The sequence below is a fragment of the Streptomyces sp. NPDC033270 genome, assembly GCF_055576575.1.
In genome coordinates this window covers 48550-65216 of the sequence record NZ_JBVIRA010000014.1, presented here as the reverse complement: position 1 = coordinate 65216, position 16667 = coordinate 48550, and the positions used below count along the sequence as shown (strand labels likewise).

Genomic DNA, 16667 nt, shown 5'->3' with positions numbered 1-16667 from the left:
GGGCACGCGCCCCGGGGGCTCACCGCCGGTGCCCGTCGGGCCGGTGGTCCGGCCGCCACCCTCCCCGCGCCCCACCCGCCGCGTCAGCGCGGCTGCATCTCCACCGTGTCCTCGGTCCGGCCCGTTCCCGGCGGCATCGCCGGATGGGTGCCGATCAGGACGATGCCCGCGACGACGGCCATGATCCCGGCCACCTCCCACGCCAGCGCCCCCGGCGTCACCTGCAGCCGGTCGCCGAGGAAGCCCACCCCGCAGGCGATCCCGGCCAGCGGCTGGGCGGCGGTCAGTGCCGGCAGCGACAGCCGCAGCGGCGCCGATTCGAAGGCGCTCTGCACCATGACCAGCGCCAGTACCCCGAGTCCGACGATGGCGTACGGCTGCCAACTGGTCACCAGCGCCGGCCAGCCGCCCCGTTCGAAGTGGTCACCGCTGATCCGGGTCAGCGCGTCCTGCAGGCCGTAGACCAGGCCCGCCGCGATGCCCAGCAGCGCGGCCTCCAGGCTCACATGGGTCCGCTCCCGTTTGGCGACGGCCGCCAGCAGCAGGGCGGTGCCCAGCACCATCCCCATGATCAGCCACTGCCACAGGTGATCGGGGCTCCTCCTGCCGCCCTGCGGCTGGCCGGCCACGATGAAGGCGGTGACCCCGCCCGCCAGCAGCCACAGCCCGGCCCACCCGGTGCGGCCGAGCCGCTGCCGGGTCAGCCGCCGGGACAGTGCCATCGCGAACAGCAGATTGGTCGCCAGCAGCGGCTCCACCAGAGTGATGTCGCCCATCCCCAGCGCCACCGCGCCGAGCGCCATCCCGACCACCATCAGCCCGATACCGGCCAGCCACACCGGCATCCGCACCAGGTCCAGCAGCAGACGCAGGGAGAGGAAGTCCTTCATCGGCGCGCGCTGCGCCGCGGCCTGCTGGAGCACGAAGCCCGACCCCAGAGCGCAGGCCGCTCCGAGGGCGAGCAGTATCACCGTCACGTCGCACACCTCGTATCACGCGGGGCGGGGGATGCGCCTGAGGAGGGCCGTCCGGCGGCGGGGGTGGTGGCCCTGATCACCCCCCATTCTCCCGCGCGCCCTTGCGTACTGCGCGGTAATCAAACGGTTGACGCGGCAGTCGGGCGCGCTGAGGATCGTTCCACCACGGCGGCCGGTGCGCGCCGGCGTGCCCCGGTGAGGAGATGGCTGAGATGGCGTACGACGCTGATGTGATCGTGATCGGAGCGGGGCTCGCGGGGCTGGCGGCCACCGCGGAACTGGTGGACGCCGGGCGCACGGTGATCCTGCTCGACCAGGAGCCCGAGCAGTCCCTCGGCGGGCAGGCGCACTGGTCCTTCGGCGGCCTCTTCCTGGTGGACTCGCCCGAGCAGCGCCGGCTGCGGATCCGCGACAGCCATGCCCTCGCCTGGCAGGACTGGCTGGGCGCGGCCGGCTTCGACCGCCCGGAGGACCACTGGCCGCGCAAGTGGGCCGAGGCGTACGTCGACTTCGCCGCCGGGGAGAAGCGCTCCTGGCTGCACCGGCAGGGCGTGCGGTTCTTCCCCGTCGTCGGCTGGGCCGAGCGCGGCGGCTACGACGCGACCGGGCACGGCAACTCCGTCCCCCGCTTCCACGTCACCTGGGGCACCGGGCCCGGTCTGGTCGCGCCGTTCGAGCGCCGGGTGCGGGCCGGGGCCGCCCGCGGTCTGGTCGACCTGCGCTTCCGGCACCGCGTCACCGGGCTCTCGCGCAGCGCCGGCAGCGTGGACACGGTCAGCGGCGAGATCCTCGAACCCTCGGACGTGGCCCGCGGCAGGCCCAGCAGCCGCGAGGTGGCCGGCGCCTTCGAACTCAGGGCGCAGGCCGTGATCGTCACCTCGGGCGGTATCGGCGGCAACCACGAGCTGGTGCGCGCCAACTGGCCCGAACGACTGGGCACACCCCCGCGGCGGATGCTGTCCGGGGTGCCCGCGCATGTGGACGGCGAGATGCTGGGCATCGCCGAGGGTGCCGGCGGCCGCCTGATCAACCGCGACCGGATGTGGCACTACACCGAGGGCATCGACAACTGGAACCCGATCTGGCCGATGCACGGTATCCGGATCCTGTCGGGCCCGTCCCCGCTGTGGCTGGACGCCCGCGGCAAGCGGCTGCCGGTGCCGCTGTTCCCCGGCTTCGACACCCTCGGCACGCTCGAACACATCATGCGCACGGGCCATGACCACACCTGGTTCGTGCTCACCCGGAAGATCATCGAGAAGGAGTTCACGCTCTCCGGCTCGGAGCAGAACCCGGACCTGACCGGAAAGAGCATCCGCGAGGTCCTGGGCCGGGCCCGGGCCGGTGCGCCGGGGCCGGTGCGCGCGTTCATGGACCACGGCGCGGACTTCGTCGTCGAGCGTTCGCTGACCGACCTCGTACGGCGGATGAACGCGCTGACCGAGAAGCCGCTGATCGACGAGGCCGCGCTGCGCGACGAGATCGTGGCCCGCGACCGCGAGATCACCAACTCCTTCACCAAGGACCTCCAGGTGACCGCCATGCGCGGGACCCGCAAGTACCTGGGCGACCGGCTGATCCGCACCGCGGCCCCGCACCGGCTGCTCGATCCCAAGGCCGGCCCGCTGATCGCCGTACGGCTGAACATCCTCACCCGCAAGACGCTCGGCGGCCTGGAGACCGACCTCTCCTCGCGGGTGCTGGCCGACGGCGGCGCCCCTCTTCCCGGCGTCTACGCGGCGGGCGAGGCGGCCGGGTTCGGCGGCGGTGGGCTGCACGGATACCGCTCGCTGGAGGGCACCTTCCTCGGTGGCTGCCTCTTCTCCGGGCGTACGGCGGGCCGGGCGGCGGCCCGGGCGGTGGCCTGAGGGGATGGAGAGCGGATTCCGGCAGGTGGCCGGTCAATCCCATGATGCGGAAGGGGAGTTGGCGGATCCGGCCATTCCCCTTCCCGCCTTGACGCGGAGCTCTGCGTAGCGCTTTGCTGTGGGTGATGACTGGTGCGGACCAGTCCGTCACCCTCTGCACAGGCGCGCGCAGATCGGGCGCCCCACCCACTGACGACGACGGTGCGGTGCCCGGCCGGCGAGGCGCGCCATGGAGCCCCCTGACCCGTGACTTCGACGTCCCCTTCCCCCCTGCCCTCGGCCACCCCGCCGGCCCTGCGCCGCGCCCGCTGCCCGGACGCACCGGTCCTCGCCCCGGCCCTGGACGACACCCAACTGGCCGTCGCCGCCGATGCGCTGGCGCTCGGCCAGTGGGCCCGGGTGCGTACCCTGCTGGCCGAGACCGGCGCGGACTGGGACCGGCGCGGACACCGATTAACGGTCCTGGCCGGCTGCCCCGGCAGCGCCGCCTGGGCCGGCGACTGGCAGCTCGCCGAGCCGGACAGCGGTGACGCCGCCACGCTCGTGGCGCTCGCCACCGTCCGGCTCGCCCTGTGCGGCGAGGCCGGTATCACCGCCGCCGCCGAGGCCTGCGCGGTCGCCGCCCGGATGCTGCCCGACGACCCCACCCCCTGGCTGGGCGCGCTGATCCTCGCCCGCCGCACCGGCACCCCACAGGCCCGCGCCCATGCCTTCCGGCAGATACGGGCCCGCCACCGCGACCACCACCACGCCCACCACCTGATGGCGGCCTGCCTGGCCGAGCAGCAGCCGGCCGGCGCCGACGACCCGGCGCACCCGGCCGACGCGTTCGCCGCCCGGGCCGCCTCCCGCGCCCCCGCCGACTCCCCACTGGCCCTGCTCCCCGTCGTCGCCCACGCCGAGCGCTACCGCGTACGGGCCGCCGCCGGCCTGGAGCCCCCCGACCCCGCGGACTCCGGCCACTGGTCCACCCGCCGTGCCCGCCGGCTCCTGCGGTCCGCCTTCGACTGGTGGCTGGAGTGGGAGGGCGAGGACCATCCGCGCGGCAAGGTCGACCTCAACTTCCTCGCGCACGCGACGTTCCACGAGGGGAGGATGGCCGAGGCCGCCGCCCTCTTCCAGCGCATCGGCCCGCACCTGACGCGTGCGCCGTGGTCGTACGCGGGCCGCGACGCCGAAGGCGCCTTCCAGGCCGCCCGCGACACCGCCCTGTGCCGGGCCCGCCGCGACGCGGACCGCTGACCCGCCCACCCCGCCGGGGCCGATGTCGATGACGACGACGATCACGATGACGATGACGATGACGATGACGATGACGATGACGAAAGTCTGACGCCGACGCCCGGACGCTGGCCCCGGGGCGCGCGCGGTGCTCGAATCGAGGGGTGACCCAGGACCCGAATCCGGCCCGCTCGGCGGACCACGACGACGAGGACGGGCGCGGCAGCCCCGTAGGGCGCCGCGTGGTGCTCGGCATGCTCGCGGCCGGCGCCGCCGGCGTCGCCGCCGCCCCCCTCCTGCAGCGCGCCTACGACAGCACCATCGGCGCCGTCGCCCAAAAGGACCCCACCGGCCTGTCCGGACTGCTCCCGGCCGGCGGCGGCTTCCGCTACTACTCGGTGACCGGCTCCGTACCGCACAAGGGCGAGCGCGGCTACCGCCTCACCCTCGACGGCCTGGTACGGCGCCCCACCGACTACCGCCTCGCCGACCTGCGCGCGCTGCCCCAGACCCGGCTCGTGCGCGACGTCCAGTGCGTCACCGGCTGGCGGGTGCCGCACACCGCCTTCGAGGGCGTACGGTTGGCCACCCTCCTCGACGCCGCCGGCGTCCGCCCCGAGGCCGAGGCCGTCCACTTCACCTGCTTCGACGGCGCCTACCGCGAGTCCCTCACCCTCGAACAGGCCCGCCGCGACGACGTCCTGGTCGCGCTGCGGATGCAGGACCGGCCGCTCGGCCACGACCACGGCGGACCGGTGCGCCTCTACGTCGCACCCATGTACTTCTACAAGTCGGCGAAGTGGCTCTCCCGCATCACCGTCACCGACCGGGTCCGGCCCGGCTACTGGGAGGAGCGCGGATATGACGTCGACGCCTGGGTCGGCCGGTCGAACGGACGCGACGATGCCCCGACCACCTGAGCGGACCGCGGCCCGCCCCCGGGTGCCGCGCTTCACCCGCGCCGAACACCGGGTGCACCGCGCCACCGCCACCCTCATGGCCGTCTGCGTCCTCACCGCGGGCTGCCTCTACCTCCCCTTCCTCGCCCAACTCGTCGGCCGCCGCGCCCTGATGGTGACCGTCCACGAGTGGTCCGGCCTCCTGCTGCCCGTCCCCCTGCTGCTGGGCCTGGCCTCCCGCGCCCTGCGCGCCGACCTCCGCCGCCTCAACCGCTTCGGCCCGCACGACCGCCGCTGGCTGCGTGCCGCGGTCCGCCGCCGAGGGGGACGCCCGGCCGGCAAGTTCAACGCCGGCCAGAAGCTGTACGCCGCATGGCTCGCCGGCGCGGTCCTGGTGATGCTGGGCACCGGCCTGACGATGTGGTTCCCCCACCTCGCCCCCCTGGTGTGGCGCACCGGCGCCACCTTCGTCCACGACTGGCTCGCCCTCGCCCTGGTCCTGGTGATCGCCGGTCACGTCGGGAAGGCCTACGGCGATCCCGAGTCCCGCCGTGGGATGCGCACCGGTTCGGTCGACGCCCGATGGGCCGCGCGCGAGCATCCGCTGTGGGAGCCGGAGGGCAAGTCCCAGTAGGGAAACCCGCGTTGCCGAGAGAGCACGGAGAAGTCTCCGCAAATCACAGAGACTTCTCTGCAGAGACCTCTATGCAGAGAAGCCTCTGCAGCTCTACGCTGGGCCCATGAGCGATGCCCCGCAGCAGCCCCCGACCCCCGATGCGCCACCCGCCGCCCGTCCCGTGCGCCGCATGGACGCCCGCAGCCTCCGCGGCCTGGCCCACCCCCTGCGGATGCGCATCCTGGACCTGTTGGCCCTCGACGGCCCGGACACCGCCACCGGGCTCGGCCGCCGCCTCGGCGAGAACACCGGCACGGTCAGCTGGCATCTGCGCCACCTCGCCGACCACGGCTTCATCGAGGAGGAGACCGGCCGCGGCACCAAACGGGAGCGCTGGTGGAAGGCGGTCCGGGCAGCCCGCCGCCTCGACACCAACGACTTCCGCGACGACCCCGACAGCCGCGGCCCCCTGTCGGTCTATCTGCACGAAACCGTCCAGCGGGACTTCGAGCAGGTCACCACCTACCTCGCCGAGGACTGGGGGCCGCACTGGCGCGACGCCGGCACCCTCCTCCGCCGCCAGGACCTCCGCCTGACCCCACAGCAACTCCAGGCTCTGAACACCGAGTTGGAGCAGGTCATAGACCGCTACCGGAACCCGGCCCCCGACCCGGCCGGCACGGCCGACGAGGACGCCCGCCCGGTCCTCGTCCAACTGCAGTCCTTCCCCCGCAGGGAACGGGACGGCGGATGAGCGGACTGCTGCGCCGGCACCGCGACTTCAGGCTGCTGTGGTGCGGGGAGACGGCGGGCAGGTTCGGAGCGGCGGTCACCGGCGTGGCGATGCCGCTGGTGGCGGTCTCCGTCCTGCACGCCTCCACCTTCGAGGTCGCACTGCTCGGCGCCTGCGGCTGGCTGCCCTGGCTGCTGATCGGCCTCCCGGTCGGGGCATGGGTGGACCGCCTGCGCCGCCGCCCCCTCATGCTGGCCTCCGCCGCGCTGTCGCTGGCGCTCCTGGCCGCCGTACCGCTGCTGGCCCGGTCCGGCCGGCTGGGCCTGGGGCCGCTGCTCGCCGTGGCCCTGCTGACCGGCGCCGCCGCGGTGGTCTTCCAGACCGCGTACAGCGCCTACCTGCCCACCCTGCTCGCGCCGGCCGACCTGCCCGAGGGCAACGCCAAGCTGCACGGCAGCGCCTCGGCGGCGCAGATCGCCGGCCAGGGGGCGGGCGGCCTCATCGCTCAACTCGCCGGCGCCGTCAACGGCCTGTTCGCACACGCCGCCACCTTCCTCGTCGCGCTGCTGTGCCTGCTCGGCATCCGGCACCGCGAACCGCCCCCCGAGGCCTCCGGCCGCCCGGCGCGGTCGCTGACCGGCGAGGTCGCCGAGGGGCTGCGGCTGGTCGCCGGGGACCGGTGGTTTCGCACTCTGACCCTCTTCGGCGCCACCTCCAATCTCGCGCTCATGGGCTACCAGTCCCTCCTGACGGTCTTCCTGGTCCGCGAGGTCGGCCTGGCACCCGGCGCGGTCGGCGGACTGCTGGCGCTGGCCGGCACGGGAGGTATCGCGGGTGCCTTCGTGGTACGCCGCACCGCCGGCCGGCTCGGTACCGCCCGCGCCATGCTGCTGTGCGAACTCGGCATTCCCTGCACGGCGTTGCTCATCCCGCTCGCCTCCCCGGGCGCCGGGGCGCTGCTGTGCGTCGCCGGCGGCTTCGGCGTCTCCGCCGGGGTGGTGGCCGGCAACATCCTCAAGGTGGGTTTCCAGCAGGGCTACTGCCCGCCGCCGCTGCTCGGCCGGCTGGTGGCCAGCAGCGCGTTCCTCAACTACGGCACCCTGCCGCTGGGGGCGCTGCTCGGCGGCGCCCTCGGCTCCGCCCTCGGTGTCCGCGCCGCCATGTGGATCACCACCGCCGGCGTTCCGCTGGCCGCCCTGATCCTGCTCTTCTCGCCGGTCCGGACCGTCCGCGACCTGCCCACCCGCCGCGCCGCCCCCGAAGCGGCGGCTCAGACCGTCGGCGGCTGAGGCCGAGGCTCCGCCGGCGCCCCGGCCGACGGCAGGGTGACCTCGAAACGGCAGCCCGCGCCGGAGTTGCGCACCGTCGCCCGGCCTTCGTGCGCCACCACGATGCCGCGCACGATCGCCAGCCCCAGCCCCGCGCCGCCCTCACCGTCCGCCCGCGGCGTACGCGCACTGCCGCCGCGCCAGCCGGTGTCGAAGACCCGGGCCAGATCCTCCGGCGGGATGCCGCCGCAGCCGTCCTCGACCGCGAGCACCACCCGGCCCTCCTCGTGCCGTGCGCTGACCGCCACCGTGCCGTCGGCCGGTGTCGCACGGATCGCGTTGACCAGCAGGTTGCCGAGCACCCGAGTGATCTGCTGGGCGTCCACCCGCACCGGCAGCGGCAGCACCCCGCCGTCCACCAGCCGCACCCCGCGCGCCCGGGCCAGCGGCCGGGCCCCCGCCAGCGCGTCGTCCACCAGGTCGTAGACCGACACCCGCGAGAACGTCAGGGCCAGCGCCCCGGCCTGGATACGGGACAGTTCGAAGAGGTCGTCGACCATCGCGGCCAGCCGCTCCACCTCGATCCGCATCCGGGAGTGGTAGCGGGCGGTGTCCTCGGCGACGCCGTCCTCCAGCGCCTCGGCCATCGCCCGCAGCCCCGCGAGCGGCGTCCGCAGATCGTGCGAGATCCCGGCGATCAGCTCGCGCCGGGAGGCGTCCAGCGCCCGCTCCCGCTCCCGCGCCTCGGCGAGCCGCCCGCTGGTCTCCTCCAACGCCCTGGACAGCGCCGCCAGTTCGGCCGTCGGCGGCTCGGCGGGCGCCACGAACCCGCCCGCACTGCCGACCGTGCGGGCCGATCGCGCCAGCTCCCTGCTGCCCGCCGCGATCCGCCGCCCGAAGAGCAGCGCGGCCGCCAGCGACACCACCCCGGAGACCGCGACCACGGCCATCACCACGCCCAGGTCGTGCCCGGACAGAAACATCGCCTGGGCGACCGCCACCGTCCCCGCCGCCATCGCGGCCACCGCCAGCGCCGCCACCGCGAACAGCGACAGCGCGACCGAGCGCCGTCGCAGCGCCCGTACCGCGGGCGCGGCCAGCAGCCCCGCCAGTGCCGCGCCGAGCGCCGCCAGCGCCACGATGACCAGGAAGTCCGTCATCACTCCGGCTCGCCCTCCGCCGGGTCGAAGCGGTAGCCGGCGCCCCAGACCGTCGTCACCAGCCGCGGTGCCGCAGGGTCCGCCTCGATCTTCTCGCGCAGCCGCCGCACATGTACGGTCACCGTCGACAGATCGCCGAACTCCCACCCCCAGACCCGGTGCAGCAGCTCCTCACGGGCGAAGACCCGCCCCGGGTTGCGCATCAGGAAGGCCAGCAGGTCGAACTCCCGGGCGGTGAGGGAGAGTTCACGTCCCGCTCGGTGGGCCCGCCGCCCGCCGGGGTCGGCGACGAGGTCACCGGCCCGCAGTACGGGGGCGGGCGCGGCGGCCGGCGGCGCGGACTCCGCGCGTCGCAGCACCGAACCGATCCGCAGCACCAGCTCCCGCGGGCTGAACGGCTTGGTCACATAGTCGTCCGCGCCCAGCTCCAGGCCGAGAATGCGGTCCGCCTCCTCGCCGCGCGCCGTCAGCATCACCACCGGCAGCGCCGGGCCGCCGTCGGCGCGGCGCAGCCGGCGGCACACCTCCAGGCCGTCGATGCCCGGCAGCATCAGGTCGAGGACGACCAGATGCGGCCGGAACTCCGCCGCCCGGTCGAGGGCGGCGAAGCCGTCGGCGGCGTGCGCGGTGGTGTAGCCGGCCCGGGAGAGGTAGCCGGTGACGACCTCGGCGACGGTCGGGTCGTCCTCGACGACCAGGACGCGGCGCGGCGGCCCGTTGGCGGGGACGGGCGGGGGAGCGGGGGGCGGAGTGGCGCGGTGCACGGCGTCAGCGTGCCCTTCTGGGCGGGTGCGTCATGGCTACAGCCAACACCAGCGCCCACCACCGTGCGAGGCCGGGCCCGCTTCCGTAAGACACCGGTAACCGGTTACCGGCAACGGGTACGGCGCGCACCGAGCCGACGCCACCAGGGCGCAAAGGGAGGGAGAGACGAGGAAGAAGAGGCGGCAAGGGGGAACACCCACTCCTTGCCACTCTCAACTTATAGCGCACAGGGGGCCTTGCGGCAAGGCCCCGGTCATGCCGCAAAATCGCAGGCCAACGCCAGAACCTGAGGAAGAGCTGACGCCATGAACCCCCTGACCACCAGCGCGTTCGACCTTCCCGACCACCTCCTGCCCAAGGCCGACCCGACGCTGATCGCCGCCGACGAGCAGCACTTCGCGGCCGTCGCGGAGAGCCTCGACCAGGCGATCGCCGAGGTGTCCGACCGCCTCGACGCCGAGCGCAGGGCACCCGGCGGCATCGGGCGGCAGGCGATGGAGCGGGACACCGAGATCCACCGGCTGACCGCCCGCCTGCGCGCACTGCGTCGCTTCGGGCTGGACCTGTGCCTGGGACACATGGTCGGCGCGGAGCACCCCGAGCCCGTGTACGTCGGACGACTCGGACTGACGGACAGCGAGGGGCGCCGGCTGCTGGTCGACTGGCGCTCCCCCGCGGCCGAGCCGTTCTTCGCGGCCACCCACGCCAACCCGATGGGCCTGGCGAGCCGCCGCAGGTACCGCTGGACCGGCGGCCGGATCAGCGACTACTGGGACGAGGTGTTCACCTCGGACGGGTTCGCCGGCCACGCCGCGCTCGACGACCAGTCCGCCTTCATCGCCAGTCTGGGCGCCAACCGCTCGCCCCGGATGCGCGATGTGCTCGGCACCATCCAGGCCGACCAGGACGCCGTCATCCGGGCGGGGTCCCGCGGCGCGCTGGTCGTCGACGGCGGTCCGGGCACCGGCAAGACCGTCGTCGCCCTGCACCGCTCCGCCTACCTCCTCTACTCCGACCCGCGCCTGGGCCGTCGTCGCGGCGGTGTGCTGTTCGTCGGTCCGCACCAGCCCTACCTGGCCTACGTCGCCGACGTCCTGCCCAGCCTCGGAGAGGAGGGCGTGCGGACCTGCACCCTGCGGGACCTCGTCGCCGAGGGGGCCGGGGCGGCGATCGAGGCCGACCCGGAGGTGGCCCGGCTGAAGTCGTCCGCGGACATGGTGAAGGCGATCGAGACGGCCGTCAGGTTCTACGAGGAGCCGCCCGCCGAGGGGATGACGGTCACGACCGACTGGGCCGACATCTGGCTGAGCGCCGAGGACTGGGCCGAGGCGTTTTGCGCACCGGAACCGGGTACGCCGCACAACGAGGCCCGCGAGCAGATATGGGCGGAGCTGGTCGCGATCCTGCTGGACAAGTACGACGGCGACGAGGTCTCGCCCGAGTCGTTCCAAAGGTCGCTGCGGCACGACGAAGAGCTGGTCACCACGCTCCACCGCGCCTGGCCGCTGCTCGAAGCGGCCGACCTCGTCGGGGACCTGTGGTCGGTACCCGCCTACCTGCGGATGTGCGCTCCCTGGCTCAGCCGCGACGAGGTGCGCAGGCTGCAGCGCAAGGAAGCCCCCCAGGCCTGGACGGTCTGCGACCTGCCGCTCCTGGACGCGGCACGGCAGCGGCTGGGCGACCCGGAGGCGGCCCGCCGCAAGCGCCGGCACGAGGCCGCCCTCGCCGCCCAGCGCGCGCACATGGATCAGGTCGTCGACAACCTGATCCAGGCCGCGGCCGACTCCGGCGCCGACGGCGACGACGGCGAGGGCCTGGTGACGATGCTGCGCGGCGAGGACGCCCGGGTCAGCCTGGTCAACGAGGCCGAACTGCCCACCGCCGAACCGGACATGCTGGCCGGCCCCTTCGCGCACATCGTCGTGGACGAGGCGCAGGAACTGACCGACGCGGAGTGGCAGATGCTGCTGCTGCGCTGCCCGTCTCGGAGCTTCACCATCGTCGGGGACCGCGCCCAGGCCCGGCACGGGTTCACCGAGTCGTGGCGGGAGCGGCTGGAGCGGATCGGGCTCGACCGGATCGACGTGGCGTCCCTGAGCATCAACTACCGGACGCCGGAAGAGGTCATGGCCGAAGCCGAGCCGGTCATCCGGGCGGTGCTCCCGGACGCCAATGTGCCGACCTCCATCCGCAGCGGCGGCGTCCCCGTCGTCCACGGATCCCTCGCGGATCTGGACTCGGTCCTCGACGCCTGGCTGACCGCGCAGGACGAAGGGACCGCCTGCGTCATCGGCGCCGCCGACCGGGACGAGGGCAGGTTCCGGGAGCATCCCCGCGTCCGGTCGCTGACCCCCGAGCTGTCGAAGGGGCTCGAGTTCGACCTGGTCGTCCTCATCGACCCGGAAGCGTTCGGCGAGGGCGTCGAAGGCGCGGTCGACCGCTATGTCGCGATGACCCGGGCGACCCGACAACTCGTCGTCCTGACCAGCCCATCGGCCAGACCCTAGCCCTCCAGCCCCTCCCGTACCCGCCGTGAGACCGTGATCGTGTACAGGTCGAGCACTCCCGGCGGCTCGGCGAGGCCCGGGCCGCCGGCGCGTATCCAGGCGGCGATGTCGGCCAGCGCGTCGTCGTCGTTGACCAGTCCCAGCCAGACCGGGCGACCGCCGGCTGCCCGGCCCGCGGCCGACGGCTGGACCACGACGACGTTCGCCTGGTCGCAGACGTCCAGGCACTCCGAGGCCCGCACCGGTGCCGCGCCGTCCAGCGCCGCCCGGAGCCGGGGGATCTGACCGGCGTGGTCGACGCCCGGAATCTTGGCCGCGTCGCCGCAGCAGCAGCCGCGGCAGACGGTGACCCGGCACGGGGCTGCGGTGGCCGCTCGGCCGGCACGCTTGTTGATCATCCGGCTCATGCTACGTGGCCCTTCGGGCCCTCCCGGCCCCTCCCCTCCGGAGGGGACCGGGGGCCCGCGACGCCGGGATCGGGAACTGGTGTACGCGGCGCCGGGATTAGGCAGACCCGCAACCGGGATAGAGATCCCAGCATGTCCCTCACCGATTCCCACCCCCAGCCCGGTTCGGCCCCGCGGACCGAGGTACCCGGACCGTCCGGGCTCCCCGTCCTCGGCTCGATGCTCGACCTGCGGCGCGACTCCCTGCGCACCTTCCTCGACGCCCGGCGCGCACACGGCGAGGTGGTGCGCCTGGAGGCCGGTCCGCCCGGTCTGCGCAGTGTGTTCCACGCCGTCTTCGCGCCCGAGGGCGTCCAGCAGATCCTGGGCTCCCAGGCCGCCAACTTCCGCAAGGACCACCCCCTGTACGAGGAGGTCCGGCAGTCCTTCGGCAACGGCCTGCTCACCAGCCAGGACGCCGACTACCTCCGTCAGCGGCGGCTGGTGCAGCCGCTGTTCACCAAGCGCAGGGTCGACGGCTACGCCTCGGCCGTGACGACCGAGGCCGATGCCGTCGTCGGCCGCTGGCGGACCGCGCCGAGCGGCACCGTCGACCTGGTCCCCGAGATGAACCGGCTCGCGCTGCGCACCGTCACCCGGATCCTCTTCGGCCTGGACATCGAGGAGGCCGTCGAGGCCATCCACCGGTGCTTCCCGGTCATCAACGCCTATGTCATACAGCGCACTTACGTACCGGTGAAGATCCCGCGCGGCTGGCCCACCCCCGGCAATCTGCGGGCGCGGGCCGCGATCGACGAGCTGAACGCCCTGTGCGACCGGATCGTCGCGGACCGCCGGGCGGCGTCCGGGACGGCGGACGGCGGGGACGACGAGGGCCAGGGCTCCGATCTGCTCTCGCTCCTGATGGCGGCCGGCAACGACGAGGACGGCTCCCTCGACGCCACCGAGGTCCGCGAGCAGGTCCTGATCTTCCTGCTGGCCGGGCACGAGACCACCGCGACCTCCCTGGCCTTCACCCTGTACCTGCTCGCCCGGCACCCCGAGGAGCAGACGAAGGTCCGCGAGGAGATCGACCGGGTCCTGGGAGACCGCGCCCCCACGGCCGCGGACCTGGACCGGCTGCCGTATCTGACGCAGGCGCTCAAGGAGTCCATGCGGCTGTATCCGGCGGCGCCGGTCGTCAGCCGCCGGGCCGTGGCCGCCACCGAGATCGGCGGATACCGCATTCCGGCCGGTGCCGATGTGATCGTCTCCCCCTGGGTCACCCACCGCGACCCGGCGCTGTGGGAGGACCCGGAGCGCTTCGACCCGCGCCGCTTCGCACCCGAGCGGGAGGCCGCACGCCACCGCTACGCGTGGTTCCCCTTCGGCGGCGGCCCGCGCGCCTGCATAGGGCAGCACTTCTCGATGCTGGAGTCGGTGTTGGCACTGGCGACGCTGCTGCGCGCGTACGAACTCGACGCGGTGGACCAGGAGGTGCCGGTGGCCGCCGGTATCACCCTCCAGGCCACCGGCCCGGCCCGGGTTCGGCTGCGCCCGCGCGACGAGGCGGGGGAGTAGCCCCCGGGGGCGCCACCTTCGGAGCGGAGGAGGTCGCCGGCCGCCTCCGTCGCCCGTGCGCCACCCCCTCCACCTAACGCAACGAAAATAGCGTTTGCTTTTTGGTGGCGCCCCCCGTACCGTCGTTGTCGGTCCCATTGCCGCCGATTGGAGAAGGCCGTTGCTCGTCTGAGGTCCTACAGACACCGCGCCCGCGTATGCCCTGCATCGCGCGGCCCTGTCCGTGACCTCGGAGTGCCCTACGGCGTACCCCGGCGCATCTCGGCGTTCCCGCGGTGTCTCCCCGCGCAGTCCCCCCGCTCACGCACCTCGCGCATCCGGAGACCTGTATGTCAAAGTCGCCCACTTCCGCGTCCTTCGCGGCCCCCAGCTCCATCGTCTGCACCGGCCTCGGCTTCGCCTGGCCCGACGGCAGCCCCGTCCTCGCGGACTTCCCGCTCGCCGTGGGGCCCGGCCGTACGGGCCTGATCGGCCTCAACGGGTCGGGAAAGTCCACCCTGTTGAAGCTGATCGCGGGCGAGCTGACCCCGACCGCGGGCAGCGTCAAGGTGGCCGGCGAGGTCGGCTACCTCCCCCAGAACGCCCCGCTCGACACCCACCTCCGCGTCGACCAGGCCCTCGGCATCGCCGCGGCCCGCGCCGCCCTGCACGCCATCGAGGACGGCGACGCGAGCGAGGAGCACTTCACCGCCGTCGGCGACGACTGGGACGTCGAGGAGCGGGCCCGGGCCACCCTCGACCAGCTCGGGCTGCCCGGCATCGACCTCGACCGCACCATCGGCGAGGTCTCCGGCGGCGAGTCCGTCCTGTTGCGGCTGGCCGCCCTGCTGCTGCGCCGCCCGGACGTCCTGCTGCTCGACGAGCCCACCAACAACCTCGACCGGGCGGCCCGGCAGCGGCTGTACGACGCGGTCGCCGGCTGGTCCGGGGTGCTGGTGGTGGTCAGCCACGACCGTGAACTCCTCCAGCTCGTCGACCGGATCGCCGACCTCCGCGGCGGCGAGATCCACTGGTACGGCGGCAACTTCGGCGCGTACGAGGACGCCCTGGCCGTCGAGCAGGAGGCGGCCGAGCGCATGGTGCGGGTCGCCGAGGCCGACGTGCAGCGCCAGAAGCGCGAACTGGCCGACGCCCACGTCAAGTTGGCCCGCCGGGTCCGCTACGGCAACAAGATGAACGCCAACAAGCGCGAACCGAAGATCGTCATGAACGAGCGCAAGAGAGAGGCCCAGGTCTCCGCCGGCAAGCACCGCATCATGCACACCGAACGCCTCAAGGAGGCCAGGGAGCGCCTCGACGAGGCCGCCGAAGCCGTCCGCGACGACGACGAGATCCGCATCGACCTGCCGCACACCGCCGTGCCGCCGGGCCGCACCGTCCTGACCCTGCAGGCCCTGCGGACCCGTTACGGAGCCCGCGCCGACGTGGAGGTGCGCGGCCCCGAGCGGATCGCGCTCACCGGTAGCAACGGCTCCGGCAAGACCACCCTGCTGCGCACCATCGCGGGCGAGATCCCGCCCAAGGAGGGAACGGCGCAGGTCCATGTCCCCTACCGCTTCCTCCCACAGCGCCTGGAGGTCCTGGACAACACCCTGACCGTCGCCGAGAACGTCGCCCGCTTCGCCCCGGACGCCACCAACAACCGCATCCGCGCCCGGCTCGCCCGCTTCCTGTTCAAGGGCGCCCGCGCCGACCAGACGGCCGGCACGCTCTCCGGCGGCGAACGCTTCCGCGCCTCGCTCGCCGCCCTGATGCTGGCCGAGCCGGCCCCGCAACTGCTGATGCTCGACGAGCCGACGAACAACCTCGACATGGCCTCGGTCCGCCGGCTCGTCACGGCACTGGAGTCCTACGAGGGCGCGCTCCTGGTCGTCAGTCACGACCTGCCGTTCCTGCGGGACATCGGCATCACCCGCTGGCTCGCCGTCGAAGGCGGCGAACTGGCCGACGGCGAACCGCTGTAGACGAGGCCCGTCAGAAGTGCTGCAGCAACTCGGCGAACGCCGAGAGCTGCAGCACCTTCTCGTCCTTGGGGTCGAGGGCGCTGTGCTCCAGAACCCAGGTGTGGTCGTTCGGGATGAACACCGCGTTGAGGCCGGCGGAACGGGCCGGCAGGATGTCCGACTTGGGGGAGTTGCCGACCATCCAGGTCGAGGCCGGGACCAGGCCGTAGGCGCGGGTCAGCTCCTCGTAGGTGGCGACGTTCTTCTCCGCCACGATGTGCACACCCCGGAAGTGCCCGGTCAGCCCGGACGCCGCCACCTTCCGCTCCTGCTCCTCGGTGTCGCCCTTGGTCAGCAGCAGCAACTCGTGCCGCCCGGACAGCTCGGCGAGCGTCTCGGCCACCCCGGGGATCAACTCCACCCGGTCGCCGACGAAGGCCGCCGCCCACCCGGAGATCCGGGCCGACTCCTCGGCGGTGGCGGCCCGGCCCCGCAACCGCTCCACACACTCCCCGAGGCTGTGCAGAAACACCTTGCTGCCGTATCCGAGGGTCGGCGCGTTCACCGCCTCGATCCCGTCGAGGAGGGTCCGCACGCCCGCGCGGTCGAGCTCGGGATGCACCATCCAGTCCAGGAACTCGTCGATGACCCGCTCGTAGATCACGTTGTTCTCCCACAGCGTGTCATCGGCATCGAAGATCAGCATCCGCCCGGCCCTTTCTCACACTTCAGCGACCCGCGCA

Annotated in this window: 14 protein-coding genes; 9 read left to right on the top strand and 5 right to left on the bottom strand. The window is 73.5% G+C overall.

Annotated features, from left to right (window positions below):
• Nucleotides 1–83: 83 nt before the first annotated feature.
• Nucleotides 84–977 (bottom strand): DMT family transporter, encoded by an 894-nt coding sequence (locus ACZ5XZ_RS20515; protein ID WP_468979947.1) that lies wholly within the window; start codon nucleotides 975–977, stop codon nucleotides 84–86.
• 212 nt (nucleotides 978–1189) lie between these two features.
• Here ACZ5XZ_RS20515 and ACZ5XZ_RS20510 point away from each other — a divergent pair, with 212 nt between their 5' ends.
• From ACZ5XZ_RS20510 to ACZ5XZ_RS20485, 6 genes are all read left to right on the top strand, one after another.
• The gene (locus tag ACZ5XZ_RS20510) at nucleotides 1190–2845 is read left to right on the top strand and encodes an FAD-binding dehydrogenase (RefSeq protein ID WP_468979944.1); all 1656 of its coding nucleotides are present in this window, start codon (nucleotides 1190–1192) and stop codon (nucleotides 2843–2845) included.
• A 246-nt stretch (nucleotides 2846–3091) separates the two neighbouring features.
• Complete coding sequence (locus tag ACZ5XZ_RS20505) at nucleotides 3092–4087, top strand: hypothetical protein (protein WP_468979942.1); 996 nt, start codon at nucleotides 3092–3094, stop codon at nucleotides 4085–4087.
• A gap of 143 nt (nucleotides 4088–4230) precedes the next feature.
• Nucleotides 4231–4986: a molybdopterin-dependent oxidoreductase gene (locus ACZ5XZ_RS20500; RefSeq protein WP_468979941.1), complete on the top strand. Its 756-nt coding sequence runs from the start codon at nucleotides 4231–4233 to the stop codon at nucleotides 4984–4986.
• Entirely contained in the window at nucleotides 4970–5599 is a 630-nt protein-coding gene (locus ACZ5XZ_RS20495) for a cytochrome b/b6 domain-containing protein (RefSeq protein WP_468979939.1), read from the top strand. Before ACZ5XZ_RS20500 ends, ACZ5XZ_RS20495 begins: the two co-directional genes overlap by 17 nt.
• A gap of 106 nt (nucleotides 5600–5705) precedes the next feature.
• A complete protein-coding gene (locus ACZ5XZ_RS20490) occupies nucleotides 5706–6335 on the top strand; it encodes a helix-turn-helix domain-containing protein (protein WP_468979937.1) in 630 nt (209 codons plus the stop codon).
• Nucleotides 6332–7603 (top strand): MFS transporter, encoded by a 1272-nt coding sequence (locus ACZ5XZ_RS20485; RefSeq protein WP_468979936.1) that lies wholly within the window; start codon nucleotides 6332–6334, stop codon nucleotides 7601–7603. The genes ACZ5XZ_RS20490 and ACZ5XZ_RS20485 overlap by 4 nt, the downstream gene beginning before the upstream one ends.
• Here the strand turns inward: ACZ5XZ_RS20485 and ACZ5XZ_RS20480 are convergent.
• Both ACZ5XZ_RS20480 and ACZ5XZ_RS20475 read right to left on the bottom strand, forming a co-directional pair.
• The gene (locus ACZ5XZ_RS20480) at nucleotides 7585–8742 is read right to left on the bottom strand and encodes a sensor histidine kinase (RefSeq protein ID WP_468979935.1); all 1158 of its coding nucleotides are present in this window, start codon (nucleotides 8740–8742) and stop codon (nucleotides 7585–7587) included. The two genes, ACZ5XZ_RS20485 and ACZ5XZ_RS20480, sit on opposite strands and share 19 nt — an antisense overlap.
• Nucleotides 8742–9506: a response regulator transcription factor gene (locus tag ACZ5XZ_RS20475; RefSeq protein WP_468979932.1), complete on the bottom strand. Its 765-nt coding sequence runs from the start codon at nucleotides 9504–9506 to the stop codon at nucleotides 8742–8744. The genes ACZ5XZ_RS20480 and ACZ5XZ_RS20475 overlap by 1 nt, the downstream gene beginning before the upstream one ends.
• A 306-nt stretch (nucleotides 9507–9812) precedes the next feature.
• On the opposite strand from ACZ5XZ_RS20475, the gene helR reads away from it, so the two are divergent.
• Nucleotides 9813–12014, top strand: coding sequence for an RNA polymerase recycling motor ATPase HelR (gene helR, locus ACZ5XZ_RS20470; RefSeq protein WP_468979931.1), 2202 nt, complete (start codon nucleotides 9813–9815; stop codon nucleotides 12012–12014).
• On the opposite strand, the gene ACZ5XZ_RS20465 is transcribed toward helR, so the two are convergent.
• Nucleotides 12011–12412 (bottom strand): (2Fe-2S) ferredoxin domain-containing protein, encoded by a 402-nt coding sequence (locus ACZ5XZ_RS20465; RefSeq protein ID WP_384438879.1) that lies wholly within the window; start codon nucleotides 12410–12412, stop codon nucleotides 12011–12013. The two genes, helR and ACZ5XZ_RS20465, sit on opposite strands and share 4 nt — an antisense overlap.
• 141 nt (nucleotides 12413–12553) lie before the next feature.
• Here ACZ5XZ_RS20465 and ACZ5XZ_RS20460 point away from each other — a divergent pair, with 141 nt between their 5' ends.
• Nucleotides 12554–13981, top strand: coding sequence for a cytochrome P450 (locus tag ACZ5XZ_RS20460; RefSeq protein ID WP_468979930.1), 1428 nt, complete (start codon nucleotides 12554–12556; stop codon nucleotides 13979–13981).
• A gap of 329 nt (nucleotides 13982–14310) precedes the next feature.
• Nucleotides 14311–15945 carry an ABC-F family ATP-binding cassette domain-containing protein gene (locus tag ACZ5XZ_RS20455; protein WP_468979928.1) on the top strand — a complete coding sequence of 545 codons (1635 nt, stop codon included), beginning with the start codon at nucleotides 14311–14313 and terminating at the stop codon, nucleotides 15943–15945.
• 10 nt (nucleotides 15946–15955) lie between these two features.
• On the opposite strand, the gene ACZ5XZ_RS20450 is transcribed toward ACZ5XZ_RS20455, so the two are convergent.
• A complete protein-coding gene (locus ACZ5XZ_RS20450) occupies nucleotides 15956–16630 on the bottom strand; it encodes an HAD family hydrolase (protein ID WP_468979926.1) in 675 nt (224 codons plus the stop codon).
• Between the last annotated feature and the right edge of the window lie 37 nt (nucleotides 16631–16667).